The organism is Paenibacillus hamazuiensis, from assembly GCF_023276405.1.
Lineage (GTDB): Bacteria > Bacillota > Bacilli > Paenibacillales > NBRC-103111 > Paenibacillus_AF > Paenibacillus_AF hamazuiensis.
This window is the reverse complement of the sequence record NZ_JALRMO010000001.1, coordinates 6,232,898-6,257,722: the sequence shown is the minus strand read 5'-3', so window position 1 is coordinate 6,257,722 and position 24,825 is coordinate 6,232,898. Positions and strand designations below refer to the sequence as shown.

The following is a 24,825-nucleotide window of genomic DNA, read 5'->3' as shown; positions in this document are numbered from 1 at the left end:
TAATACATGCAGCGTGCGGGAGTCGATGGGGCCTTATTTTGTGCAAAAAAGTCTCCAGGCGCACCGTTCGGGGACCCGGCAGACTTGTTCATCAACACGATATGCGTCCATCTTCGCAAATGTAAGATAGAGGTTACGGCAGCTTGACCCGCACAAACCATGCCGCGGCTGAGGCCGCCGCGGCAAGGATTGCGGCAAAGGCGGTTGCTCCGGAGGCTATTCCGGTATAGTCGATCAAGTAGCCCGTACACACGGGGAGGATAGCGGCAGGAATATAACCGCCGATGTTTAGAACCGCATTCGCTTCGGCTCTGCGATGCTCGGGGACGTGCAGCCCGATCAGCGTCAGGCCGCCGAGTTGGCCGAGACCTTGGCCGGCACCGGCGAGCATGGCGGCCAGCACCAGTGGTGCCACAGCGGAAGCATAAGCTGCGATCGACATGCAGAGCATGGCGAGGAAGACGGACGCAGCGCCCAGTAAAAGCTGGTTCCGGATGGAAAACCTTTTTAGAAGAAGTTGAACGCCTGTCGCCAACAGAAACATGAGGCATGCCGTTCCGCCGGCGACGAGAGGGTTAGAGCCGCCCAGCAGCTGTTTCAGCAGCGAGGGGCCAAGCGACAGTATAAATGAAGTCGACGTAATGCCCGGAGCGAAGACGGCGATGCCGAGAGCAAGGTGCAGCCGGTTGCCCTTGGGCACACTCGGCAGCCGAAGCCGCCATTCGCTTTGGCGCGCTGTGAGGAGTGTGCGTGGAAGCGACCCGGCCACAGCGAAGGCGCTGAACAAAATTAAAAGCTGGGTACCGAACAAGGGAACGACCGGTTGGGCGAGCGATACGGAGAAGATGCCGGATAGCAGCGGACCGAGTCCTGCACCCAGCACCATGGCGACTGAAGCGGCAAGCGCAGCCGTTTTTCTCCGGGCAGGACCTCCGACATCAGCGACCGAAGCCATGCCGGCGGAGACTATGACGCCGACGGCAATGCCTGACAGTAATCGGGCGATCAGCAGTGACGCGACCGTGGAGGCGGTGCCGAAAAGAATACAGGCAAGCACGGCGGCGGCAAGGCCCGGGAACAACACCGGCTTGCGCCCATACCGGTCGGACAGCTGGCCGGCGACGAGCAAGGCGGCGAGCAATCCGGCGATATATGCGGCGAAAATTAACGTCAGGGTGCCGTTGGAAAATCCGATTTCCCGCTGTCAACGAACATAGAGCGGGGTGGCCGAATTGGACAGTATAAAGACCGCCGTTACGAGCCAAGCTGTTGTCCATATTCGCCAAGCGCGGGGGGCTGGGGTAGTATACGGAGCCTCTTTGGAAAGAGTCGCCATCTGTAAGACCTCCTATGATGAAGTATTCGCGAACCCATATTCGCTCTCGAATCTCATCATAGGTTATAATGAAATATAACTGAAATACATTTAATTTATAGACGAGATAACCAATTGGTTATGATGGGGCGTGTGCACATGAACCTGAACCTTCTCCGAATCTTCGTGCAGGTTGCGGAGACTTTAAACATTACGGAGGCATCCAAAGCGTTGTTCATCTCGCAGCCGGCCGTCAGCAAAGCGATCAAAAATTTGGAGGCGTCGCTTCGCATCCAACTGTTCATCCGGGACAAGCACAAGGGGCTGCTGCTGACGGAAGCGGGCCGGGAAATTCTTGTGTTGGCCAGGCAGATGAAGGCGATCGAAAACAGCATCTATCAAATTGCCGGGAGGGAGAACCGCCTGCTCGGCGGAAAGGTCAAGATCGGTTCCTTCCCCGCGGCAACGACAAACTTGCTGTCCAAAGCCATCGCCGATTTCCGCGCCGGTTATCCGCTGGTGAAAATCGAATTGCTGGAAGGCGTCTCCGAGCAAATCAAGATATGGGTGGAAGATCGAACAGTGGAGCTGGGAATTGTGGCGTCCCCGTTCGATTCGTTTGAATTCGAGAGATTACAGTCCGACTATATGGTTGCGATCGTTCCCGCGAAACATCCGCTGGCGAAGGAACCGATTATCGATTTGGATTGTTACCGGGAGGAAATTATTTTCTGTAAAGGCGGGCATGAGATCGCCATGACCTCGATTCTGAAAGAGCACCGGATCGAGCTTGGGGAAGGGTTGACGGTTCAATCGGCCGAAACCTTGATTCGGATGGTACGAAACGGGCTGGGCATCGGCCTGATTTCAAATTTCACGCTATCTTCCGTGCCGCACGATTTGATTGTTAAAGACATCCGGCCGGGCATCGCTCGCGATATCGGCATCGTGGCGCATTCCCTGGGGGAGCTATCGCCGGCGGCCAAACAACTGGTCAGCTTCCTGACCCAATCGGTTCGGGAGTCGGACGAAGGTTTTGAGTGACCGGGAATTAGTGCGAACGGTCACGCCGTCCCTTACAAACCGTTCGAAGCGCACCTTATGTCGTCGCGTATCTCGCGGAATTTGGCGATAAATTAAAAAAAGGCAGCGCGGCGTTCCCGGCTGCCTCTTAGCGGATGCTGCGCAGCAATCGGCGGTAGCGGATCAGCATGGCGGCCCGCCAAGGCAGGATCATGCCGAAGGCAAGGATGAAAAACACCGCACCGGTCTGCGCGATCGAAATATATTCCTCGATATAACTGTGCAGCGCGAGCCGCAAGACCAACAGCCCGAGCAAGATAACCATAAACTGCTTGGACTGCTGTACGTAAACCTGACCGTCCGTAACTTGAAAACGGGTGGTCATGATGAGCGGCACGGCGAACACGCAAGCGCCGGCCGCAAAAGCAAGCAAAGCCCAGAGCCACGGAATGTGAGTCATCGGAAAGGCGAACATCAGAAAGCCCGTGCTCATCCCCAGTGGCGGAATGACGATTTTGCGGACGGTAACCGGTCTGCCGCCCGCTCTGAGCCGCAAAAACATCGCCATAATCGCCATTCCGATCGCTCCGAAGGTGACGGCGGTCTGCAAGCTGGGCCAATGTATATAAGTCATAACGGAACCCCTCCTACGCGGATTCGGACGCCTGAGGCAGATTCGGAAGCAAGTTAATGCGATTCGTTATTATTCAGCCGGCTTACGTATGCCTCGACCATCGAAGGGTCGACGTATGGGCGCGTGGGCGATTTACCGTGTTTCGCGTGTTCGTTGATGAGGGCGGTCACCCGGTTGATCTCGTCCACGGAAAACGGCTTGCCTGCCCTGCAGAGAGAAACGGCTTCGTCGATGGCGAGCTCGCGCTCCTCGTCAAGCCGGACAAATTCCTCGAGATGTCGGTGCATTTTACGGGCATGGGCGGTAATGGCTTCGCGTACGTCCATAGAATCAATGTCTCCTGTCGGTCTATTTTCCTTCATAATCATACAATAGTTTAAAATGCATAACAATATTCCGCGCCTCGGGCGGTAACGCTGCGGATTGCGGTATGTCGCAATTTCGCACATCGCCTTCACAATATTGCAATTGTCCGTGTTGCGCGGGCAGGGGTACACTTTTCCGTAGAAACGAATTTTCTGGCTGGGGAAAGGGGTATTCGGATATGGGCAAAAGGTTGAAAATCGGCATTATCGGCAGCGGAGGCATAGCCGGGGCGCATGTGCGCCAATACAAAAAGATGGACGACGTTGACATCGTCGCCGTCGCGGATATTGTGCCCGGCAAGGCGGCCGAATTCATTGCGAAGCAGGAGCTGGCGGGTGCGTCGGCCTTCGAGGACCACCGCCGCTTGCTTGAGCTGGACCTCGACGGCGTCAGCATCTGCACGCCGAACGTGGCGCATTACCGGACGACGATCGATGCGCTCGAAGCGGGCAAGCAGGTGCTGCTCGAGAAGCCGATGTCGGTAACGCTGGAGGAAGCGATCGAAATGGTGCAGACGGCAAAACGCACCGGCAACATGCTGACGATCGGCTTTCAGCCGCGTTACGATCCGAACATGAGGGCGATCCGCGAGCTGGTGCAGTCGGGTATTCTCGGCAAGGTGTACTATATCCAGACCGGCGGAGGACGCCGCCGCGGCATGCCGGGAGGCACGTTCATCCGCCAAGAGCTGGCGGGATCGGGCGCGCTGGCCGATATCGGCTGCTATTCGCTCGACATGGCTTTGAACTCGATCGGATATCCGAAGCCGCTGACCGTATCGGCTTACAGCTCGAACTATTTCGGCACGAATCCGAAGTATCATAAAGAAGCGGACCGCTTTAACGTAGAGGATTTCGGAATGGCGATGGTGCGTTTTGAAGGGGATCTCGTGCTTAATTTCAAAATCTCCTGGGCGATGCATATGGATTCGCTCGGGCCGACGCTGTTCCTCGGCACGGATGCCGGGCTGAAGGTGACGCCTCCGGCGACAAACAGCCCTTGGGGCGGCGTTTGGGACGGCGGCATCGGCACGGTGACGCTGTTCCACGATATCGCCGGCCATCATACGGAAAGCCCGATTACGGTCGTCGAGCCGAAAAACGACCGCTTTTACGACAAGGTGCGCGACTTCGTCGAGGCGGTGCAGGAAGGACGGCCGGCGCCGATTCCTGGCGAGCAAATATTGATCAACCAGGCGATCATCGACGGCATGCTGAGATCGGCCGCCGCTCGGCGCGAGGTCGACATTCACATCCCCGAGGTATAGGAAAAACGAACCAATTTTGCGGGGTGGCCCCCTCAGCGTTTCTTCTTTCAACGAATGGATGTAGCAATACCATATCCGTTCAGGAAAGAGGGATGTTCAAGTGAAAAAAGCAGCGATTTCCGCTATTGCCGCAGCAATGCTATTAACGGCCGCCGTTCCGGGCGCCGCCTTTGCGCAAAACGATAAGCACCCGTGGAAGCAGGACGGGGAGAAGAAAACCGGACTCGAAAATGCGCTCGAGCATGTGAAAAACGAAAGAGCCCGAGCCGCAATCGAAGCCAATATCGAACGGAAGAAGAATCACAACGGCGATGAGGAGGATGGCGACGGCCAGGAGCATACAGCCGCCTATATCGTTGCCCGCGATAAAGCTGCTCTGGCGATCGACTTCGGCGGTGCGGATACGGCGGGCAGTGTCACGCAGCCGCTGGATGCGCTGCCGTCCGTCGGCGCCAACGGCTCCACGATCACGTGGGCGTCAAGCAACCCGGCGGTCATCTCGGCTGACGGCAAAACGGTCGTCCGCCCGGCCGCAGGCAGCAGCGACGCAACCGTGACGCTGACGGCGACGATCACATATGGCAACGTTTCCGCCACGAAAACGTTCGAGCTGACCGTCAAAGCGTTATGGACGGACGCGCAGCGAGTTGCCCTCGATAAGGAAGCGCTGGCGATCGACTTCGGCGGTGCGGATGCGGCGGGCAGCGTCACACAGCCGCTGGATACGCTGCCGACGCAAGGCGCTTATGGCTCCGCGATCACGTGGGCGTCAAGCAGCCCGGCGGTCATCTCGGCTGACGGCAAAACGGTCGTCCGCCCGGCCGCAGGCAGCGGCGACGCAACCGTGACGCTGACGGCTTATATCGCCTACAACGGTACGGTCGACACGAAGGCGTTTACGCTGGTCGTCAAGCAGCAGCTGACGGCAGCGCAAAAGGTCGCCGCCGATAAGGAGGCGCTGGCGATCGGCTACACCGCCACCGACTCGGCGGTAAGCGTGACCGGACCTGTGACGCTGCCGAAAACCGGTGCAAACGGCTCCGCGATCGTATGGGTATCCAGCCAGCCGGCTGTGATTTCTACGGAAGGCGCGGTCGTTCGTCCGGCGGACGGCACAGGCGACAAGGCGGTCATGCTGACCGCGGTGATCGTGAACGAAGGCGTCAGCGACACGAAAACATTCGTGTTAACCGTGAAAGAATGGTAATGGTCGTTTGGAATGCGTGGGCTGTCCGGGACTTTCCCGGCGGCCTTTTTTTGTGCGGGAACGAAAACTGCTCGTGATGCTTTGGTTCTTTTACTGAGTTACGGTTGAGGCGAAAAGAAATGGAGAGGATTAATGTAAGAACTAAAACAATGGATAAAGAGTAAGTTTCAGCAAAAGTCGGATCATATGATAGAATTTAAGAAAAGCACGCCGAACGTAAGGAGGCCGGACCACATGTCAAATCCGGATGAGAAGAAATATCATTCCTATCAAGATTGGTTAACATGGAAAGGTTCTTGGGAATTAATAAACGGTAGAGCATATAATATGTCGCCTGCCCCCAATTCACAGCACCAATTCATTGTAGGAGAGCTTCATTTCGCCCTGCCGACGTTCTTTCAAAACAAGAGTTGTTACGTGTTAGTAGCCGAAGGTAAGGCATGTTAACTTTTGAAAGCTGATCTTTTGAGGTGTGGAATCTATATGAAAAATCGAATAGAAGCTGCACCAGGATCGTAAAACAGACCAATATACTTGAAAAATCATATACATCTACACCCTAGGACGGTAAAATCGAGCAATATGTATGAAAAATCAGATATAAATTTTCTTTTTGCGTCAGTCCCCAACTTTTATATTCGAAAAATCATACAAAATAACATTGAGTTATTAAGTAAACGTCAATGATTGAAACATAACGCTCACCGGCTGCGTCTAAATATTGGAAAAAACGTGAGGCGGGTGGGTTATATGAAAGTTGTAAAAAGAGCTGTCGCTCCAGTTCTGGCTGCCGTCATTTTATCCGGATGTTATCAGGAGGTAAACGCCGGCAAATCTCCGGATATGCCAGGGCTGCCGATCGGCTCCACCTCCTCATCCGGCGACGTGAAGATCGATGAATCGCCTCCCGCGGTAACCGGGACCGCGACAAAAATTCCTGCCGTCACTCCTGTTTCCGCCGCGCCCGGGCCTGTCATCGCACCGTCCGTGCAATATGTCGAAGACCCCGACAATGCTCTGTTGATTGAACTTGAAAAAGAGCCTCGCCTGCACTCTCCCATCAGGACATTGGTTGCGGATTCTCCGCAAGCGTACACCGTCAATTTTCGCGAAGCGATGAACCGGAAGTCGGTGGAAGAGGCGATTTCGGGGCAGTTGTCCGACGGAGATTCTACCGCCGCCTGGATCAAGCTTGATTACGATTGGCGCAGCGACCGGGAGCTTCGCGTCACCGTACGATTGGATGCAGCCGCTCCGAAGAAGTATCCGGGACCGCAGTACAAACTGGATGCGAACGGAGCAGCGACTGCGGCGGGTCATATGCTTCGCGATACCCCGGTTTTCCGGGCTATCGCAACTAAGCCGAACCAGCTGTGGCGGATTTCCGTCACCGGCGACCGGATCGAGCCGATCAGCTCATTTGAAGAGCCTTATTATTTTCAGGCGTTATCCGGAGATCCGCGGTTTATGCTGGCCAGACGGTTCACGAAATACTGTCAATGCGATGCTTCTTATCCGTTTCTTCATGCCGTTTACGATACGGAGACTAACCGGCTCGAATCTTACCCGGTCGAGCTGCAAACGAGCTACCGCGGACCGGGCGATTTTGTCGCCGATACCCGGGGATTTTACTACGCCCGACCCGAGGAGGGGCTGGAGGTGCCGGCAAGCGATACGGCGTTTTCCATTCACGTAGACGCGTTTATTCACGGAGCCGGGTTCAGCCGCGACCGCAAATATATCTATTTAGCCGCGGGGGAAGAACATCAGGAGGAGGACCTGGATCTTATCGTGTACGAGCTGGAAACCGGGCAGATCCGGTCGTACGCCAAAGCACTTCGCGGGAGAGTGCCCGAAAGCCAAGTAAGCAGCGCCAAGCTGCCGGTTTCGTTTTTGGATGACGGTAAGTACGTGTATACAATCATGATCCGTCAGGATCCGTACGGAGATATCAACTACCGGTATGCTTGGGAAAATGCGGAGGTATCCGAATGGACGCCGCCGATCCGCGATCATGTATGGACCGGGTTTCTCCCTTCCGGCGACGGAGAATACCGGTTCTACCACAACGGAGGTTTGTACCGGGGCGACGAACCGGTCCCGGAGTATGCCGGGCCATCCCCGGCTTATTGGCTGGAAGGCACGCATCGTTTTGTATTCGAAGAGGCGGCGGGCCCCTCCGGGCAGAGCGGTTTTGGCGAGACGACGATCTCCATTTATGATGCCGATGTGCGGCAATCCCGAAGCATCGCGACACTTCCGAGCGCCAACGCGGTTATCCTCGGCGGAAGTCCGGACGGACAGTGGATTTTCGTTGCAGCCGAGGACGATTTGCAGGAGCGGAAATGACGGCATAATCGGGCTTGATCATGACTCGGTCTTCACTCGTCGAACGACGCCGGCGATAAAACGGTGAGGCGGTCCGCTTCGTTCATGAACGGAGATGACGACAAGACGAAGAAACTCGCACTCACCGTAAAGGAATTTTAAGCAGATTGAGATTCACTTCAGACGAAGCTCCCTTCCATGAACGAAAGTTCGCAGGAGGGGAGTTTTTTTGTTTTGAGCGAAGGGCAATAGTATTTTCTGAGGTTGAAATAAAGGAGTAGGGAGAATAATAGAATTAAGTACTTTTCTATTTATTTCATTGAAATATGATGATATTTTTAGTTATAGGGAAATTGTGGAATTGATGGGAGTGAAAGCTGTTGCCGATAACACTCATTCCGGTTGAACATTGTTTTGATACTCGGAGAGGGCAGGAGATGATCCCGAAATTTCGCTGCCTCGAAACGGACGAGCCTACGTTTCGGCTGCTTCGTCTGCAATGCCGCGACCTACTGGCGGCGGGCCCGGAATCGGGAGTCCGCCACACCTCACAATCCCACATGGACAAATGCCGGGAAGCGCTGCGCATCGCCCGTTCGGGCGGCGCTCATCTTTTTGTGACGCCCGAATACGCCATACCCATCGAATTAATCGATGAGATGATGAGGCATGCCGAACTGCAGCCTCCCGGAAACGCTTTATGGTGTTTAGGGTGCGAAGGGATGGCATGGGAATCTTTCCTGACTCATATACATCAATGGAAAGATAAAGCGTTTGTCGGAGACAAGCATTTGGAAACGGTATACCCCGGCAACTTTGCCGGTTTTATTCTTTACGTATTCAGATCGGCTGCGGAGGACAAGCTGTGCCTGGTCCCGCAGCTTAAGGTTCAGCCTATGCGGGAGCCGATGTTTGTATGCGAAGGCGACGGACTGACTCGAGGCAGGCATATCATCGTGTTCGGAAATCATTCGCCCAATCAACTGGTCTCGATTATATGCGCGGATGCTTTTCATCGGGATATTAAGGACGCCGCGATATTATTTCCCCATCACGAGGAGAAAAAATATATCGTTTTGCATCCGCAGCTTAATCCGGCTCCCCGAAATAAGGATATTGCCGCCTTGCGAAATCATATTTTCGACGGCACTTGGGGAAGGAGCGTTCTTTATATCACGGCCAACTGGGCTGCGGGGACGCAAATTCAGCTCGGGCAGGACGAGGCGCATACGGTTCGAAATCCGTGGTCCTGCATTTACCGCCGTTTCATAAGCCTGGACGGGGAGCAGAATTGGCTCGAAAGGCTTAGGCCCGTACGTCGCAACAATCTGAAATACGGACTTGATCTTGCCTACGATACCGAGAAAAAATTGAAGGTTTGGTTCGCGGTCAAACAAGAGCATTTGCAGCAATTGGTCGTAACCAAGCCTTACAGCGGCGGCCCCGAAATTACCGAACGCAGAGGGCAAGTGGAAGCTCACAAGGTGTATGTTCCCGACGCGGCTGATAACGGGTGGAGCGAGGGGCACGTTTTTTTTCAGAGCGATTTGCCGCGGGAGTTATGCGCGGAAGCGGCCGAGGAATTTGCGATTCCGGAGGGTGCATACGAAAGAGAACGGGATAAATTTTTCGGCCTTTGTCTCGGCCATTTGGAAGAAGGGGAGCTATCGCTTGGCGAAGCCGAGAAAAGCTCGAGGGTCGGTACCCACATCGACGAGGAATGCGAGCCGCAGCGGGAACGCCAGGCGGACCGAATCGTTCAGCTGATCCGATGTCTGAAGCTTGGGGGGAGACTGCCGTCCCAGCTCAAAAAGCTGAAGGGGCCGTTCCGTTTCCATGTTTCCGCAAATTCCGTGTTCAACCTTATCCCCGCATCCGGCAACGAAGAAGCGGGCGCGCTTGCCGTATATGTCGAACGGGAGAGGGAGATGAAGCCGGTCGCCGAAGGCATCTTCAAAAAAATCCCCTACTCGGAGCTGTGGCTGAAAGATAAAATATGCGTCTTTTCCAAAAACGCGGCGGGGGAGATCGTTCATTTCCCTTATCATTATGACGAATTTACTGCACCGGATCGGGTAGATCCGATATCTGAATTTACGAACGGGGGTGCGGGTATTGACAACGGATTGGAGTGAGTTGATCCGCCGGTGCGGTCTTTCGCTCATTCGCAAGCATCGGATGAACGACCGGTTTGAATTGTACGAAACGACACACCGGTGGGAAAGCATGGTCTTGGGAAAGTATTTGCTGATACCTCTTGGCTTTGAAAGTTTTATGGAGTTATCCGAGAGCAGCGAAACATTCCAACAATTTGAAGAAGAGATTATCGCGCCGTTCTACTTCAGGCTCAAGGGAGACTGGGGATGGAACTTGTACATTTGCTTCGTGCTGGAGGAAAGCCACTTTATGCAAATCCCTTCGGAACGGATGGCGCGAGTGGAGCGGGGCAAACGATACGGCAAAAAGCTGGTCATGTCCATCCGGGATATCGTGAAACGGTTGCCTGCGGCGAAAGTTCCGGACATGCACGGGCAAATCGCTTCCGACCCGCTGGAAGAATGGCGGCAGGCGCTGGCCCCGCTCAGTTTGGAATTTTGCCTGGACAACTTTAGCAAGACGGCCTTGCAGGCATATATCGACGCATCTCCGCCTCCCGCGGCACCCCGTTCCGGTTTCGGCCGGGAAACGGAAGATGAGATTCAGGAAAGGCCGATGGGGCCTATTCAAAGCCTGCAATTCGGGAACCGTTTTCGCCCGCATTTTCTGGCCCAGGCGCCGACGCTGGAGTTTGCCCGGGTTAATTTGCTGACAGGCCCTAACGGCATGGGGAAAACGTCGGTGCTGGAATGCATTGAGCTGGCTTTTACCGGAAGCGTGCAGCGCAATGCGTTGACAGACCGGCAAATCATTGAGGATTGGAACGGATGGCTTGCGTTTCATAGCGGACAAGCGCCTTTTCAAGGAATTCCGTCCTCCCAGGAAAAAAAGAGGCGGGAAATCGCCTATTATAAACATAAAGTGGCTCCGATGGCGCGAAGCCAGTTGAACCGCGCGTTTCATCAATATAACTACTTCTCCTCGGAAGCTGTATACCAATTTTGCTATAATCCCGATTCGCGAATCGATTACCGGACCGCATTTGCCCGTGTCATTTACGGCGAAGAATTGGAGCGGACGGAGCAATGCTGGACGCGATATTTGCAAGAATTCAAAATGTCCTCCAACCGTTATAAAGAGGAGCTGGACAAGCTCGATTCCAGGCTTGCCGAAGTTCAGCGTCAAGGGCTTCATGAGAGCGACCTCATCAAAGGACGCGCGGAAGATTCCTTAAGCCAATTGAAAAAATGGATGACGCATTGTTATTTGGCCTACCCGCATCTTTCGGAGAACGCAACGCTTGAGGAGATGGAGCAGTGGCTTCAGCGGCTGCAGCCGCTCCTTCATGAAATTGACATTATCAGACGCCCGTTATCCTCCGACGCTCGTCTGGCCGGCATCAACAATTTGAAGCAGCTGAAGGAGGAACTGAGATCGGTTCAGGCGGCGCAGGAAGCGTTGATGAAGTCCATAAGCGATATTCAGACTGCTTTGCGGCCGGATAGCGGGACCGCAGAGCCGGATACCTTGGCATGGAACCGCTTCGAGGAGCTTAAAACATCGCGGGACAGGCTGCGTCATGTTTCGGAGCAGCTCGCCGGCGCCGCGGAATTGCTGGACCAGTCTGCTTCCCGGGAAGAAAGAAAACGAATAGCAAGCCAACTTCAGCAGTTGAATCAATACCGTGCCTCCTTGATGGATTTTACGCTGCCTTACGGCAGCTTGACCGATGTCCGAATAACGATGGCGAATGTGGGGGAAGCGGAGGTTAAGCTCGCTGCGGCAGCCGAATTGGCCCAAGAGGCCGCCCGCCAGCACGACGAAGCGGTTCAACGCGTTAAAGCTCAGAAAAATCGCTCTACACTGCTGCAAAAGCTGGCTTCCGAAATCAAATCTTACGGGCGCCGTTTTTTGCATGAGCAGCCCGGCGAGTCGCGCTGCCCTATGTGCGGCCATTCCCACGAAAGCTCCGAGCACCTGCTCAAAGCGGTAAACACCGGGTTAAAAGCGGACGATGAATTTTTGACAACCCTTTTGGCGGAGGAGGAGAAGTGTAAGAGCAGGCTTCAAGCGAGGCAGGAGGAGCTCACGCAGGCGCGTCTGGAGCATGAGGCGCTGACAAAATTAAACGAAGCGTTATCCAAGCTGCTGACCCGGGGAGATATGGAGGAAATACAATCGTTATCGGAAAAATCCGGCGGCTCTGACGTTCAATCGGTGTTAAGAAATATGGCGGAGCGGCTGCAGCGTATCGAACGGGAGCTGGCCGAGCTGCAAATGCGGGCGGAAGCTTGGGATAAGCGCGGATTTACCTTGGCGGCCATACATAGAGTGGAGGCGCTGCTGGCCTCCCCGGCTTTGGCCGATATTACAGCGAAAACGGATTCTGGTTTAACCGGCTCCGAGCTGCTTAAACAATTGGAGCAGGCTGCCCAGCGGCTGGATGAAGAGACGGAGCGGGCCCGCGGCGAATACGACTACTTCAGGGATCTGCGAAGCAGGCTCGCAGGGCTTGAGCGGCAGCGGCAGGAGCTTGCATCCAAGGAGAAAAGTCTGGAGGAAGCCGAGCGGACATGGCATCGGCTGAGGGAGCATAACGTTCGTCTGTTGGAGCGGTATTCCTGGCAAGATTGGTTTGCAAGCTTTCAAAAGCTTCAGCTGGAAGCGGAGCGTTTACGCGACATATTGGCTCCCCGTCTCCTTCTGGAGCAAAAGGAGCGCGAGGCCGCCGAATTAAATGCGCAGCGTCAAACGGCCTTTGCCCGCTGGCAGCGCAGCTGCCAGGCGGCGGAAGCATTAAGCGGCCTGAAAAACCTGTCGGAGTACGGCGATGATTTTGTCAAAAGCAATTTTGAAGCGATCAGCAGCCTGTTTGTCGCTTTGCATGCGCCCAACGAGTTTGAGTATTTAAGTTGGACGGACGATAACAAAATAGCGGCAAAACGAAAGGGGAGCCCGGCGCTGTGCGGCATTCACGAGATGAGCACAGGGCAGCGAACGTCCGTTATTTTAGCTTTGTTTTTCGTGATGCACCTGGTGATGGATTCCGCGCCGAAATTTTTGTTGTTGGACGAACCGGTGGCCAATATGGACGAATTAAACGTGCTCGGCCTGCTCGACTTTTTAAGGCAGCTGACGATCACTCACGGAACGCAATTGTTTTTTACGACCGCCAATCCGCAGGTTGCCACATTATTCAGGCGGAAGTTCAGTTTTTTACAGGAACATTTCCGTACGTTTCATCTTCAACGCAGTCCGGACGGTCCGGTCCAAATCCATGTACAAAGCTTTATCCCTTCGCAGGAGCGTGCGCTGGAGGCATACCGCTTGCAGTAATCGGCTTTCATTTGGAATTTATTGTTCGGGGGGAAGCGAAATTGATCACACGGTGGCGTGCTTTTTTATCGTTACATTCTTGGAAATTTGCGTTTTTGCCGAAACGTTTTTTGACCTATTGGCTTTCGGCTTTCTCCATCATCTGGACATTTATCGAATTTTCCGGGTATTTTTTCACGATGAACGGACAGCCTTGGAAACCTCCCGTTTGGGCCGTGCTGATAATGGGCGTAGCCGCTGCCGTCTGGCTTTGCCGCCCCCGGCTCACGAAGTCGGCCCCGCTTAACGGGAAAGAGATTCAAATTGAAGTCACCGTGAACGATATGTTTCAGTTGAAAAACGGCTCGTTCATCATCCCGGTCAATTGTTTTTTTCGCCACGATCATCTCGAAAGCGGAACGATCCTGGCCCAATTTCGCGATAAGTATTTTTCCGGTCCGGCGCATTTTGATTCGGCATTGGAGGAGGCGCTTCGGCAGGAAGCATATGAACCGGTGACCGTAGGCGGCAGGCAGTGGAAAAAGTACCCGATCGGTACGGTGGCCCGGCTTCGATTTTCTACAGGCGGGTTCAGAACGGCTTATTTGCTGGCCACTGCGGATTTAAACGAATACGGCAAGGCGGTTTCCGACCCGGCCCATTTGAACGAGGCATTATCCGCGCTTTGGCAGTACATCGGCAACCGCGGGGAGACGGAACCTTTGATTATCCCTGTGATGGGAAGCGGCCGTCACCGGCTCACGCAGCCTCGTTTCTCGCTGATTTCGGAAATCCTTCAATCGTTCATACAAAGCGTCAGCCGCCGGAAGTTTACCGAGAAACTCACCGTGGTTATTTACCCTAGAGCCTATATGGAACATAAATATAATTTGGAAGAAATGGATCAATACTTGCAGTACCTTACTAAATTTAGTTCGGGATAACAAGGAAAACATCTTTTCTGAGGCTGCCTCGTGCAGTCTTTTTTGTTGCCGGGAAATTGTAAAGCAAATTTTTGTGGGTAGCTGGGGACTTTGTTTTAAAGTACTACGTGAATTTAGTACTATCCCCTCTGCGTGAGCCGCCATATAATGGGATTAGGATCAAGTACTAATTCGAACTTAACGGCGCAAGCGCCGATGGAGGTTTTCAGCTATGAAGCTGCTCATGATTCTGCTCAGGTGGTTTGTCAAAATCGCGTTTCGCCCGAAGATGTTCGGCCTGGAGCGGCTCGACCTGTCCGGGCCGGCGGTGCTTATGCCGAATCACGTATCGCTGCTCGACGCGTTTGTTCTGGCGCTTTACTTGCCGGACGAAGTGACGTTCGTCGTCAACACGGAAATCGCGAAGCGCTTCAAGCCGCTGATCCGGCTGCGCCGACACATTACCGTGAATCCGCTTAACCCGTATTCGGTGCGGCAAATGGTGAAGGTCGTGCAGCAGGGCACGCCGCTGCTGCTGTTCCCGGAAGGACGCATCACCACGACCGGCGGGCTGATGAAAATATACAGCGGCATCGGCTACATCGCACTCAAGACGGGAGCGGCCCTTTATCCGATCGCGATTGGTGGACTGGAGCGTTCGAAGCTGTCGTATCTGCGGGGCAAGATCAGGCAGGTATGGTTCCCGCAAGTATCGGTTCATATCGGCGGCGCCTTCTCCATTCCGATGAACAAGGAGCAAACGCTGCGCGTGCAGAAGGAAAAAGCGGCGCTGCTCATCCAGCGCAGATTGCAGGAGCAGCTGTTCCGAAGCCGTCATAAAACGGACATCAACCTGTACAACGAGGTGCTGGAGTCGGCGAAGCGCAGCGGGGCGGCGTTCCCGGTCTGCGAGGACATCACGCAGAAGGTGAACTACCGCAAGCTGCTGATCGCATCCGGCGTGCTGAGCCATCGGCTCGCCGCCGATCTGGCCGGACAGCAAAGAGCCGCCGTGCTGCTGCCGAACTCGATCGGCCACGTCGCGGCGCTGCTGGCGCTGTTCAAGCTCGGCATCGCGCCGGCGATCCTGAACTTCTCCGCCGGCAAGCAGGCGATCACCGACGCGTGTGAAACCGCCGGCGTGCGGACGATTTTGACGTCGCGTCTTTTCGTGGAGAAGGCGAACCTGCAGCCGATCGTAGAAAGCCTGCAGCATGAATACGCGATCGTTTACCTCGAGGACGTCCGGGCCTCCGTCAAGGCCGGACACAAGCTCGCCGGGCTGATCGATTACGCGTTCGGCAAGCGCGCGCCGGTGCGGAACAACGAAATCGTGCTGTTCACCTCCGGCAGCGAAAACAAACCGAAGGGCGTCGTTTTAAGCCACGACAACGTATTCGCCAACATCCAGCAGGCGCGCTGCGTGATCGATTTTACGCAGAAAGATATCGTCATGAACGCGATGCCGATGTTCCACAGCTTCGGCCTTACCGCAGGCACGCTGCTGCCGCTCCTGACCGGCATGAAGGTGTTTCTGTATCCGAGCCCGCTGCACTACAAGGTCATTCCCGAGCTCGTGTACGACAAAAATGCGACAATCTTATTCGGCACTTCGACATTTTTGGCGGCTTACGGCAAGGTCGCGCATCCGTACGATTTTTACTCGCTGCGTTTTGTCGTAGCCGGAGCGGAGAAGCTGAAGGACGAGGTGCGGCAGCTGTGGGCCGACAAGTTCGGCATCCGCATTTTCGAAGGCTATGGCACAACCGAAGCGGCACCGGTGCTTTCGCTGAACACGCCGCTCGCGATGCGCAAAGGCTCTGTCGGCAAATTCCTCCCGGGCATCGAATACAAGGTGGAGCCTGTGTCGGGGATCGAGGGGGGCAATTTGCTGGTGAAGGGACCGAACCTGATGAAAGGGTACCTGATCCATGGCGAAGGCTTCGTGCCGCGTCCGGAGTGGTACGACTGCGGCGATGTGGTCGAGGTGGATGAGGAAGGGTATGTCACGATCAAATCGCGGCTGAAGCGTTTTGCCAAAATCGGCGGGGAGATGGTGTCGCTGAACCTCGTCGAAGAAGTGAGTGCGCTCTGCTTCGGGGATGCCGGCGTCGCCGCGGTCAACGTGCCCGATCTGCGCAAAGGTGAGCAGATTGTGCTGTTCCATGCAAACCCGAAATACCAGCTGTCCCAGCTTAAGGAATATTTGAAGGCTGCCGGCCACCCTCCGCTGCTGGTGCCGGCACGGCTGCAGTATGTGGAACGGATGCCGCTGCTCGGCAGCGGCAAGGTCGACTATGTCGCTTTGAAAAAGCTTGCACAATCATTAACCGACGAAGGGGCTCATGTCGTATGAACCGTATGAACGCAAACCCGGGAACAACAGATATCCGCTCGCTGCGCGCGCTGATGTTTACGCAATTTTTATCCGCCTTTGCGGACAACATGATTTTGTTCATTACACTCGCCATCATCAAGCAGCAGTCGTATCCCGATTTTTATATCGGCGTCGTGCAGGGCGCCTTCTTGTTTGCTTACGTGGTGCTGGCTCCGTTCGTCGGTGCATTTGCCGACAAAAACGCCAAGTCGGGCGTTCTGCTGACCGGCAATGCGGTCAAAGGGCTCGGCATCCTGCTGCTGCTGGCCGGCGTCGATCCGGCGCTCAGCTACGCGGTGGTAGGCATTGGCGCGGCCGTCTATTCTCCGGCCAAATACGGGATTTTGCCGGAGCTTGCCGGAAACGAGGACGCGCTGCTGAAGGCGAACGCGAAAATCGAAGGTTATACGATTTTGGCGATATTGGCCGGCTCCGTCTGCGGCGGATTTCTGGCCAAATCGTCGCTGGTGCTCGCGCTTGCCGCCTGCCTCGCGCTGTACGCCGTTTCTCTCGGCCTCACGTTCCTGATACCGCGGAAGGCCGGCAATCCGGACATCCGCTACGGCAAGGACGCGCTCCGCTTTTTCGGAGATATGGCAAAGCTGTTCCGGTCGCCGAAAACGTGCTTCTCGCTTGTCGGCACCGGTTCGTTCTGGATGTCGTCCGCCGTGCTGCGGCTTGCCGTGATCGCCTGGATTCCGCTGTACCTCGGCATCGATTCGCTCGATCAAATCTCGATGCTTGTTGCGGTCACCGGTGTCGGCATCATGGCCGGCGCTCTCGCCACTCCCGCGCTCGTGCCGGTGCGGAAATTTTACAACGCCTGCCTGTACGGCCTGCTGATGGTCGGCATCATCGCGCTCTTTCCGCTCATTTCGAACGTATACATGGCGGTCGCACTGCTGCTTGCCGTCGGTTTTGCCGGCGGCGTGTTCATCGTCCCGATGAACGCCGTGCTGCAGGACGAAGGGCATCATATGGTCGGAGCCGGCAAAACGATAGCGGTGCAAAACTTCGTGGAAAACGCACTTATGCTGATCGGCGTCGGTCTCTACACGCAGGTCAGCGGCATGAAAGTCGAGATCAACTACTCGATATTAGGGGTTGGTTTCGTGCTTGCGCTTTTCGTCATCTTCCTGCTCATGCAAAAGAAGCGGTTTACCGGCGCGGCTTAATGCTGCGCATCAGGCACTCCTCGTTCATAAAATTGCCAAAATTAAGAAATCTAACAGACAATGGAGATAAACCTAATACTTTTCTAATATTTTTACCGGATAATACAAGTAATCGAGCAGCAAGCGTTTGTTTATCCGAGGAGGACCGATATGGCAAGAATTATGGTAGTGGACGATGCCGCTTTTATGCGGGCGATGTTAAAGACGATGCTGACTGAGGAAGGGCACGAGGTGGTCGCGGAAGCGAGCAACGGTCTGGAGGCCGTTCAAATGTATGCGTCGGCGAAGCCGGATTTGGTGACGATGGACATCACGATGCCCGAGCTTGATGGCGTCGGCGCTGTGAAAGAGATCCGGAAAAACGACCCGGGCGCGAAAATCATCATGTGCTCCGCCATGGGGCAGAAAGCGATGGTAGTAGAGGCGATCAGCTCCGGAGCAAAGGATTTTGTCGTCAAGCCGTTTCAAAAGGACCGGGTGATCGAGTCGATCAACAAGGTGCTCGGACTCTAGAAGTTCGGCGCAGGATAACGGGAGAGCCAGAAAAACGCCGAAAGCTGTGCCGCTCATATGCGGACACAGCTTTTTTTGTCCATTCTTATGAAGGCTCCGTTTGCTTCCCGGCGCTCAGTTCATTAGAATGAAAAAAGAATCTGTTTTTTCATCCGGACATGGGGGATTCCCGCGTCAAGGAACGTCTCGGAAGAAACGGTCTCGTATCCGAGCTTGCGGTAAAAAGGCTCCGCCTGCACCTGCGCATCCAGAACGGTATGGGAAAAACCAAGCTTCCGCGCCTGTTCCTCCATGGCGAGCACAATCGCGCGTCCGGCCCCGGTCCCCCGGTGTTCCGGGAGCACGGCGATGCGCTGCAGCTTCATGGCGGATGCGTCGTAAGGGCGCATGCGGCCGGTGGCTATGGGGCCGGTCTCGTCCGCTAGCAGCAAGTGGCGGCAGGCGGCGGGCGATGCGTCGAGTTCGTCGATTTCGATAGCGGGGTCGACGCCCTGCTCCTCCACGAATACTTTTTGGCGAATACGGAGGCATTGCTGCAGTTCTTCATCGGTTTTCACCATTTTGGGAATCATCTTAAGGCTGCCCTCCTTTGCGGCCTCTCCTTGAAGGAGATACGACCAGACAGGTAGTATTCGACCCGGCGGCATGAATTCCTTTTTAGCAAAATCAGGAGGGTGAGCATCGTGGATCCGCTAGTTGTATTTATTATTGTAATTGTGATGATCGCGGTGACCCAGCTAATCCGGGCGGCAAAGCGACCATCCCGCAGGTCCGGACAAAGGGGCGGCAAATACGATTCCGGAGATGCCGGCACCGGCGCAACCTTAGCCGGCGACGATGATGTCCAAAGGAATGTGCAGTTCGGGCAGCATCATCACGGGCATCATTCGGGCCATCATCACGGACATTCGCATTCCGGCGATTCCCACGGCTCCCATGACGGGGGCAGCGGCGGCGATTCCGGAGGAGGCGACGGCGGCGGGGGAGGCGACTGAACCTCTGGGCCGCGCCCGGTCTTGAATCAAACGGATACATTTATTTTACCCAGGGAGATCCAGGCTATGACAATCCTACAAACCGCGAATCTCGCTTTACGTTTTATTTTGGAGCTGTGTACGCTGGCGGCGATCGGTTATTGGGGGTTCCGCGCAGGAGAAGGAATCCTGGGCAAGCTTGGGCTCGGCATCGGTCTTCCGCTGCTGGCGGCGGCGGTTTGGGCCATTTTCGGTGCGCCGGATTCCGCCGTCACGCTGCCTATTTTGCTGCACGGACTGCTGGAGCTGCTTCTGTTCGGAGCGGCCGCACTGGCGCTGTACGCGTCCCGAAAACCGGGCTGGGCTATCGCTTTCGGCGTCGTTTTGGCGATCAATCGCCTGCTTATGTACATTTGGAATCAATGAGACAAAAGATGTTTTGTCCCGCAGATGGTTTCTGACTTCGTCAGAAGCCATCTTTTTTAATGTAGTTATATGTAATTTATATGTAATAAATACTTACATTAAAATTTCGATTTTTCGCAAAATTCAAATTTCTATTGGCTAATATTCATTTTGATGTTATTATATATAACATAAAGTTAACCTTATAAAAGAAAAATGGCTAGGGTTTATTTTTTTTACTCTATTTACGGAACATAGTTCCGTAAATAAGAACAAAATTGATGCAGCTGACAAGAAAGGATGGTTGATCCCGTTGCCCGTTTCCGCTGATCTTTTGATTCGCGACTGTTCTTTAATGAATTCCGAGTTTGAAATTGTTGACCGGCAGTCGGTTGTGATTAAGGATACCCGAATTGCAGCAATCGGTCCGGCTGGAAGCTTCGAGCACGACTATGAGCCCGCCGAGGTGCTTGACGGAAGGGGAAAGCTGCTGATGCCGGGGATGATCGATGCGCATACCCATACGTGCCAGCAGTTTTTGCGCGGCCGTACGGCCGGAGAATACCCGATGGTATGGGCGCGCATCCTCGTCCCGTTCGAAGGTAGCTTGGACGAAGAAGACGCGTATTTGAGCGGACAGCTGAGCTGCCTGGAGATGATCAAGTCGGGCACGACCGCTTTCGCGGAATCGGGCGGAGTGCATATGCACAAAGTCGCCGAGGCGACGGCGGAGTCCGGATTGCGGGCGGCGATCACCTGCTCGACGATGGACATCGGGCATTTCATTCCGGACTCGATGAAAGCATCGTCCGCGCAGAAGGCGGCGGAGCGCATCGAGGCGCTGTACAAGCAGCATAATGGCGCCGGCGACGGAAGAATCCGCATCTGGTTCGCTCTCCGCCAAGTGATGACAAGCACTCCCGAGCTGATGCGGCTCATGGCCGATCTGGCAAGGGAGTACAAAACCGGCCTGCACGTACATTTAGCCGAGCACCGCGATGAAGTCAGTTATTGTCTGCAGCATTATAACAAGCGGCCGGCCGAGGTGCTCGACGAGTTCGGGGCGCTTGGGCCCAATCTGCTGGCCGCGCACTGCGTGGTGTTGTCGGAAGCGGAGATCGATTTGATGACGGAACGGGGAGTCAAAGTCGTACATAATCCGCGCAGCAATTTTGGCAGCCACGGCTTTCCGAAGACGCCCCGAATGATGCAGAACGGCATGTCCATCGGGATGGGCAGCGACGGGGCGGCCGGTTCCAGTCTCAGCCTGTTCGACGAGATGCGGGTGTTTAAGTCCGGGCTGCACGCGTTCTGGGGGATTCCCACGTTCGATCCCGTAGTCATTCCGGCGAAGGAACTGATGCGCATGGCGACCGCCGGCGGCGCGGCGGCGCTGCAGCTGGAGGGCGAGACCGGAGCAATCGAAGTCGGGATGAAGGCGGATTTGATTACGCTGAATATCGATCAGCCTCATCTCAGTCCATCCCATCGTCTTGTTCCGACGCTGGTGGAAGCCGCTACAGGGGGGGACGTACAGGACTCCATCGTCGACGGCCGGCTTGTCATGAAAAACCGCGAGGTGCTGACGCTCGACGAGGAGCGCATCTTGTTTGAGAGCAAGCGGAGAATCGGATCTATTGCCCGGAAGGCCAATCTATAAATCGGCAATGAAAAAGATCGGAGGTGGAATTATGGAAGAGGCGGAAAGACCCCGTGTTTTGCCCGCGATGCCCGGAAGCTCCGGCAAGCCGCTGCTTCGCGGACTGACGAGACCGTTCGGCCGGTTTTCCCGGTGGCTGGACAACCGCTCGGAGCTCACCACCGCATATTTGTATCTGGCTCCCACTTTACTGCTGCTGCTTTGCACCGTCGTGTTCCCGATCGGTTATTCGCTCTTTCTTTCGTTCACCAAGATGGAATTTGCCGGCGGGGCCATCCATTACAGCTTTGTCGGTTTGGACAATTATCTTGGCATGCTGAAGGATCCGCGCGTGGGGAAAATCGTGTCCAACACCGTTTCCTTTACGTTCCTTAAAGTGGTTTTGACGCTGCTGCTGGCCTTCGGCATCGCACTGATCGTCTATTTGGGCGTGTGGGGAGCGGGCTTTTTCAAGCGGCTGTTTCTCATTCCGTGGGCGCTGTCCAATGTCGTCAACTCGCTCATGTGGAAATGGATGTACAGCGGCGACAACGGCATCGTGAATGAGCTGCTTACCCGTGCGGGCTGGCTGGAGAAGTACAGGATGTGGCTGATTGAGCCACAGTCGGCGATGGGGGCGGTGCTGTTCGCGGATATTTGGAAAAGCACCCCTTACGTGGCGCTGATGCTGCTTGCCGCGATGCAGTCCATTCCCAAAGACCTGCACGAATCGGCCAAAATGGACGGTGCCGGCGCGTTCGTCACCTTCTCCCATATCATCTTTCCGCTGATCAAGCCCGTCCTGATGATCACCCTGATCATCGAAACGATGTGGACGCTGCGCGTGTTCGATATCATCTGGATCCTGACGGAAGGCGGGCCCCAGGACAGCACGATGATTCTCAATACGTATGCCTACGAACAGGCTTTCCGCCATTTCGAATTCGGTTATGCGGCGGCTATCAGCTACATCATTACGCTGATCACGGTCATATTGACCGTTGTCTATATGAAAGCTCTTGATGAACATTAATCCAAAGGATGGAGTGGTGTATGGTGAGAGAGACAAAGAGAAGGTTTGCCTGGCTGCTGCCGGTTTGCATCGTACTTTTCCTGCTTGCGGCCTGCAGTCAAGGCGCCGCGGGCTCCGGACAAGGCGCGGCTCCGGCGGCGGAGGATAGCGGTAGAACGGCGACGAAAAAAATCAAGGTGATGTATATCAACGACCCGCCGTTCTGGACCGACCAGGCCAAGGAGTTTACGAAAGCGACCGGCATCCAGGTGGAGTATGAGTCGCTGCCGTTCACGAAGCTGCACGATACGATGGTCACCGCTTTTGCCGGGGGCTCCAGCGATTACGACATCGTGCACGTTCGCGACGATTGGGTCGCCGAATTTGCTCCGAAAGGCTTTTTGACGCCGCTGGATGAGCTGCTGACCTCCGACATGAAAAGCCGGCTGCCGGAGAGAGCGTTCAAGGCGCTGACCTACAGCGGCAAGATTTACGGCGTCCCGCGGTATACATGGCCGTGGCAATTTTATTACAACAAGAAAATATTCGAAGCGGCCGGCATCGCATCCCCTCCGAAAACGTGGGAGGAATTGATCCGGATCGCGCAAAAAATCAACCAGCCCGGCGTATATCCGTATGCCGAGGCCTGGGGCGAGAAATTCTCTTACACGCCGTTTATCGTCCATCTGCGCGCTCAAGGCGGCGAGTTTTGGAACTACGATAAGGGAGTGCCGAGTTTTAACTCCCCCGAAGGGATAGCCGCGCTGCAGCTTATGGCCGACATGAATCTGAAATTTAAAATCGCAAGCCCCGGCTCTCTCCAATATACGAGCACGTCCGCATTGTCCGAGCCGTTCGCGCAGGGAAAAGTGGCGATGGTGATGAGCTCGCCGGGCACCTACAACATGGCAAACGATCCGAAGTTGTCCACTATCGTCGGACAAGCGGAAGTGTCTGTCATCCCGGGGGCGGCGCTCAAAACCGCTTCTTACGCGGAAACGGGTGGACTTGCCATCCCGGCCAGCTCGAAAAACAAGGAGGCCGCCTTTGAATTCATCAAGTTTGTGACAGGTAAAGATCAACAGGTAAAGATGGCGATGGGCGCACGCAACATTCCGGTAGATCCGTCCGCCGTGGCCGACCCGCAGGTGACCGAGAAATATCCGTTCATGAAGGCGATACCGGAGCAGATGCAGTACCCGTACGAGATGTTCAAGCATGAAAAAGCGTCCGCCATCGCCGACGAGGTATCCAAGCACGTGACGGCGGCCGTCAGCGGCAAGGAAACTCCGGAGCAGGCGCTGAAAGCGGCGGAAGAAAACGTGCTGCGCATCATTGGAAAATGATAGCCGGCGGGAAAGGAGCTGATGGTATGGTATCCAAGGGGGGCGCACCATGGTTGCGGCTTTTGAGGCAAATCGCGCTGCGGCTGCTCTCTGTGGCGCTGATGATCTATATCGTATTCCCGGTCTTCTGGCTTCTCATTTCAAGCTTCAAATACCCGAAGGAATTGTTCCTCGTTCCGCCGACGGTTGTTCCCAGGCAGCCGACGCTGGAATATTTCGCAGCGGTGCTGCAGGACGTGAAGTTCCATCAGGCGCTGCTCAGCAGCGTGCTTGTGGCTGGGTTTACCACACTGATTTGCCTTGCGATCGGCGTCTTCGGGGCCTACGTCTTCGCGTGGTTCCGCTTCCGGGGCGGCCGCGGGCTGTACTTGTCGGTGCTGGGCACGCAAATGCTGCCGCAAATGATTTTGCTCATACCACTGTTTGTGCTCATGCGGCGCTTCGGATTGCTGTACACGTACCAGGGGCTGATTCTCGCTTATATCACGTTCTCTCTGCCGTATGTGATCTGGATGTTTTGCGCGTTTCTGAAGTCGTTTCCGAAGGAAATCGAGGAAGCGGGGAGAATGGACGGCTGTACGCGGCTAGCCAGCATGTTCCGGCTCGTTCTGCCGCTGTCCGCCACCGGGCTTGTGGCCACGGGGATTTTCGTATTCATCGGAGCGTGGAACGAATTTTTCATGTCCTCCGTGCTGACCAATTCCGCGACCAAAACGCTGCCGATCCACATCGCCGAATATATCGGGGAGGAGCGGATCGCTTACGAAATGCTGTTTCCTTCCTCGATCATCTCTGCGGTGCCGGTGCTGGTTATGATCATGTTTTTCCAGAAGTTTATGGTCCGGGGATTGACGGAGGGGGCGTTTAAATAAGCGGAAGATGGGCTGGACCGAAAAGGCCCGGCAACGG

Annotated in this window: 21 protein-coding genes; 17 read left to right on the top strand and 4 right to left on the bottom strand. The window is 55.2% G+C overall.

The genetic code is table 11. The features are described 5' to 3' along the window. Nucleotides 1-133: 133 nt before the first annotated feature. Nucleotides 134-1,195, bottom strand: a complete 1,062-nt coding sequence (locus MYS68_RS27165) for an MFS transporter (RefSeq protein ID WP_338043677.1) — start codon at nucleotides 1,193-1,195, stop codon at nucleotides 134-136. 279 nt (nucleotides 1,196-1,474) lie between these two features. Between MYS68_RS27165 and MYS68_RS27160 the strand changes: the two genes are divergently transcribed. Next, a complete protein-coding gene (locus MYS68_RS27160; protein WP_275983525.1) occupies nucleotides 1,475-2,359 on the top strand; it encodes a LysR family transcriptional regulator in 885 nt (294 codons plus the stop codon). 127 nt (nucleotides 2,360-2,486) lie between these two features. Here the strand turns inward: MYS68_RS27160 and MYS68_RS27155 are convergent, their stop codons facing one another. Together MYS68_RS27155 and MYS68_RS27150 are read right to left on the bottom strand one after the other, a co-directional pair. Beyond that, a complete protein-coding gene (locus tag MYS68_RS27155; protein WP_248928825.1) occupies nucleotides 2,487-2,972 on the bottom strand; it encodes a CcdC family protein in 486 nt (161 codons plus the stop codon). A 53-nt stretch (nucleotides 2,973-3,025) separates the two neighbouring features. Beyond that, nucleotides 3,026-3,298 (bottom strand): YpbS family protein, encoded by a 273-nt coding sequence (locus tag MYS68_RS27150; RefSeq protein WP_248928824.1) that lies wholly within the window; start codon nucleotides 3,296-3,298, stop codon nucleotides 3,026-3,028. 218 nt (nucleotides 3,299-3,516) lie between these two features. Between MYS68_RS27150 and MYS68_RS27145 the strand changes: the two genes are divergently transcribed. From MYS68_RS27145 to MYS68_RS27100, 10 genes are all read left to right on the top strand, one after another. Then, complete coding sequence (locus MYS68_RS27145) at nucleotides 3,517-4,605, top strand: Gfo/Idh/MocA family protein (RefSeq protein WP_248928823.1); 1,089 nt, start codon at nucleotides 3,517-3,519, stop codon at nucleotides 4,603-4,605. Between the two features lie 100 nt (nucleotides 4,606-4,705). Next, a complete protein-coding gene (locus tag MYS68_RS27140) occupies nucleotides 4,706-5,812 on the top strand; it encodes an immunoglobulin-like domain-containing protein (protein WP_248928822.1) in 1,107 nt (368 codons plus the stop codon). Between the two features lie 234 nt (nucleotides 5,813-6,046). Then, nucleotides 6,047-6,259 (top strand): Uma2 family endonuclease, encoded by a 213-nt coding sequence (locus MYS68_RS27135; RefSeq protein WP_248928821.1) that lies wholly within the window; start codon nucleotides 6,047-6,049, stop codon nucleotides 6,257-6,259. 303 nt (nucleotides 6,260-6,562) lie between these two features. Beyond that, nucleotides 6,563-8,161 (top strand): hypothetical protein, encoded by a 1,599-nt coding sequence (locus MYS68_RS27130; protein WP_248928820.1) that lies wholly within the window; start codon nucleotides 6,563-6,565, stop codon nucleotides 8,159-8,161. Between the two features lie 416 nt (nucleotides 8,162-8,577). Beyond that, nucleotides 8,578-10,275: a hypothetical protein gene (locus tag MYS68_RS27125; RefSeq protein ID WP_248928819.1), complete on the top strand. Its 1,698-nt coding sequence runs from the start codon at nucleotides 8,578-8,580 to the stop codon at nucleotides 10,273-10,275. Further along, complete coding sequence (locus MYS68_RS27120) at nucleotides 10,256-13,573, top strand: AAA family ATPase (protein WP_248928818.1); 3,318 nt, start codon at nucleotides 10,256-10,258, stop codon at nucleotides 13,571-13,573. The genes MYS68_RS27125 and MYS68_RS27120 overlap by 20 nt, the downstream gene beginning before the upstream one ends. A 95-nt stretch (nucleotides 13,574-13,668) precedes the next feature. Beyond that, nucleotides 13,669-14,496 (top strand): macro domain-containing protein, encoded by an 828-nt coding sequence (locus tag MYS68_RS27115; protein ID WP_248928817.1) that lies wholly within the window; start codon nucleotides 13,669-13,671, stop codon nucleotides 14,494-14,496. A gap of 211 nt (nucleotides 14,497-14,707) precedes the next feature. Further along, complete coding sequence (locus tag MYS68_RS27110) at nucleotides 14,708-16,831, top strand: AMP-binding protein (RefSeq protein ID WP_248928816.1); 2,124 nt, start codon at nucleotides 14,708-14,710, stop codon at nucleotides 16,829-16,831. Continuing rightward, nucleotides 16,828-18,027, top strand: coding sequence for a lysophospholipid transporter LplT (lplT, locus tag MYS68_RS27105; protein WP_248928815.1), 1,200 nt, complete (start codon nucleotides 16,828-16,830; stop codon nucleotides 18,025-18,027). Before MYS68_RS27110 ends, lplT begins: the two co-directional genes overlap by 4 nt. A 150-nt stretch (nucleotides 18,028-18,177) precedes the next feature. After that, entirely contained in the window at nucleotides 18,178-18,540 is a 363-nt protein-coding gene (locus MYS68_RS27100; RefSeq protein WP_248928814.1) for a response regulator, read from the top strand. Between the two features lie 122 nt (nucleotides 18,541-18,662). Here MYS68_RS27100 and MYS68_RS27095 read toward each other — a convergent pair whose 3' ends face one another. After that, nucleotides 18,663-19,112, bottom strand: a complete 450-nt coding sequence (locus MYS68_RS27095; protein WP_248928813.1) for a GNAT family N-acetyltransferase — start codon at nucleotides 19,110-19,112, stop codon at nucleotides 18,663-18,665. A gap of 111 nt (nucleotides 19,113-19,223) precedes the next feature. Here MYS68_RS27095 and MYS68_RS27090 point away from each other — a divergent pair, with 111 nt between their 5' ends. From MYS68_RS27090 to MYS68_RS27065, 6 genes are all read left to right on the top strand, one after another. After that, the gene (locus MYS68_RS27090) at nucleotides 19,224-19,535 is read left to right on the top strand and encodes a hypothetical protein (protein WP_248928812.1); all 312 of its coding nucleotides are present in this window, start codon (nucleotides 19,224-19,226) and stop codon (nucleotides 19,533-19,535) included. Nucleotides 19,536-19,601: 66 nt separating this feature from the next. After that, entirely contained in the window at nucleotides 19,602-19,940 is a 339-nt protein-coding gene (locus MYS68_RS27085) for a YrdB family protein (protein ID WP_248928811.1), read from the top strand. A gap of 292 nt (nucleotides 19,941-20,232) precedes the next feature. Next, on the top strand, nucleotides 20,233-21,579 hold the full coding sequence (locus tag MYS68_RS27080) for an amidohydrolase family protein (RefSeq protein ID WP_248928810.1): 1,347 nt from the start codon (nucleotides 20,233-20,235) through the stop codon (nucleotides 21,577-21,579). 31 nt (nucleotides 21,580-21,610) lie between these two features. Beyond that, complete coding sequence (locus MYS68_RS27075; RefSeq protein WP_248928809.1) at nucleotides 21,611-22,591, top strand: carbohydrate ABC transporter permease; 981 nt, start codon at nucleotides 21,611-21,613, stop codon at nucleotides 22,589-22,591. A 20-nt stretch (nucleotides 22,592-22,611) separates the two neighbouring features. Further along, nucleotides 22,612-23,916, top strand: coding sequence for an ABC transporter substrate-binding protein (locus tag MYS68_RS27070; protein WP_248928808.1), 1,305 nt, complete (start codon nucleotides 22,612-22,614; stop codon nucleotides 23,914-23,916). Nucleotides 23,917-23,942: 26 nt separating this feature from the next. After that, the gene (locus MYS68_RS27065) at nucleotides 23,943-24,788 is read left to right on the top strand and encodes a carbohydrate ABC transporter permease (RefSeq protein ID WP_248928807.1); all 846 of its coding nucleotides are present in this window, start codon (nucleotides 23,943-23,945) and stop codon (nucleotides 24,786-24,788) included. Nucleotides 24,789-24,825 lie beyond the last annotated feature (37 nt).

What these genes read in the sequence shown, in the direction of transcription:
- MYS68_RS27160 (WP_275983525.1), top strand. Translation starts at nt 1,475, where the DNA reads ATGAACCTGAACCTTCTCCGAATCTTCGTGCAGGTTGCGGAGACTTTA.
- MYS68_RS27155 (WP_248928825.1), bottom strand. Translation starts at nt 2,972, where the DNA reads ATGACTTATATACATTGGCCCAGCTTGCAGACCGCCGTCACCTTCGGA.
- MYS68_RS27150 (WP_248928824.1), bottom strand. Translation starts at nt 3,298, where the DNA reads ATGGACGTACGCGAAGCCATTACCGCCCATGCCCGTAAAATGCACCGA.
- MYS68_RS27145 (WP_248928823.1), top strand. Translation starts at nt 3,517, where the DNA reads ATGGGCAAAAGGTTGAAAATCGGCATTATCGGCAGCGGAGGCATAGCC.
- MYS68_RS27135 (WP_248928821.1), top strand. Translation starts at nt 6,047, where the DNA reads ATGTCAAATCCGGATGAGAAGAAATATCATTCCTATCAAGATTGGTTA.
- MYS68_RS27130 (WP_248928820.1), top strand. Translation starts at nt 6,563, where the DNA reads ATGAAAGTTGTAAAAAGAGCTGTCGCTCCAGTTCTGGCTGCCGTCATT.
- MYS68_RS27125 (WP_248928819.1), top strand. Translation starts at nt 8,578, where the DNA reads ATGATCCCGAAATTTCGCTGCCTCGAAACGGACGAGCCTACGTTTCGG.
- MYS68_RS27110 (WP_248928816.1), top strand. Translation starts at nt 14,708, where the DNA reads ATGAAGCTGCTCATGATTCTGCTCAGGTGGTTTGTCAAAATCGCGTTT.
- lplT (WP_248928815.1), top strand. Translation starts at nt 16,828, where the DNA reads ATGAACCGTATGAACGCAAACCCGGGAACAACAGATATCCGCTCGCTG.
- MYS68_RS27100 (WP_248928814.1), top strand. Translation starts at nt 18,178, where the DNA reads ATGGCAAGAATTATGGTAGTGGACGATGCCGCTTTTATGCGGGCGATG.
- MYS68_RS27095 (WP_248928813.1), bottom strand. Translation starts at nt 19,112, where the DNA reads ATGATTCCCAAAATGGTGAAAACCGATGAAGAACTGCAGCAATGCCTC.
- MYS68_RS27085 (WP_248928811.1), top strand. Translation starts at nt 19,602, where the DNA reads ATGACAATCCTACAAACCGCGAATCTCGCTTTACGTTTTATTTTGGAG.
- MYS68_RS27075 (WP_248928809.1), top strand. Translation starts at nt 21,611, where the DNA reads ATGGAAGAGGCGGAAAGACCCCGTGTTTTGCCCGCGATGCCCGGAAGC.
- MYS68_RS27070 (WP_248928808.1), top strand. Translation starts at nt 22,612, where the DNA reads ATGGTGAGAGAGACAAAGAGAAGGTTTGCCTGGCTGCTGCCGGTTTGC.
- MYS68_RS27065 (WP_248928807.1), top strand. Translation starts at nt 23,943, where the DNA reads ATGGTATCCAAGGGGGGCGCACCATGGTTGCGGCTTTTGAGGCAAATC.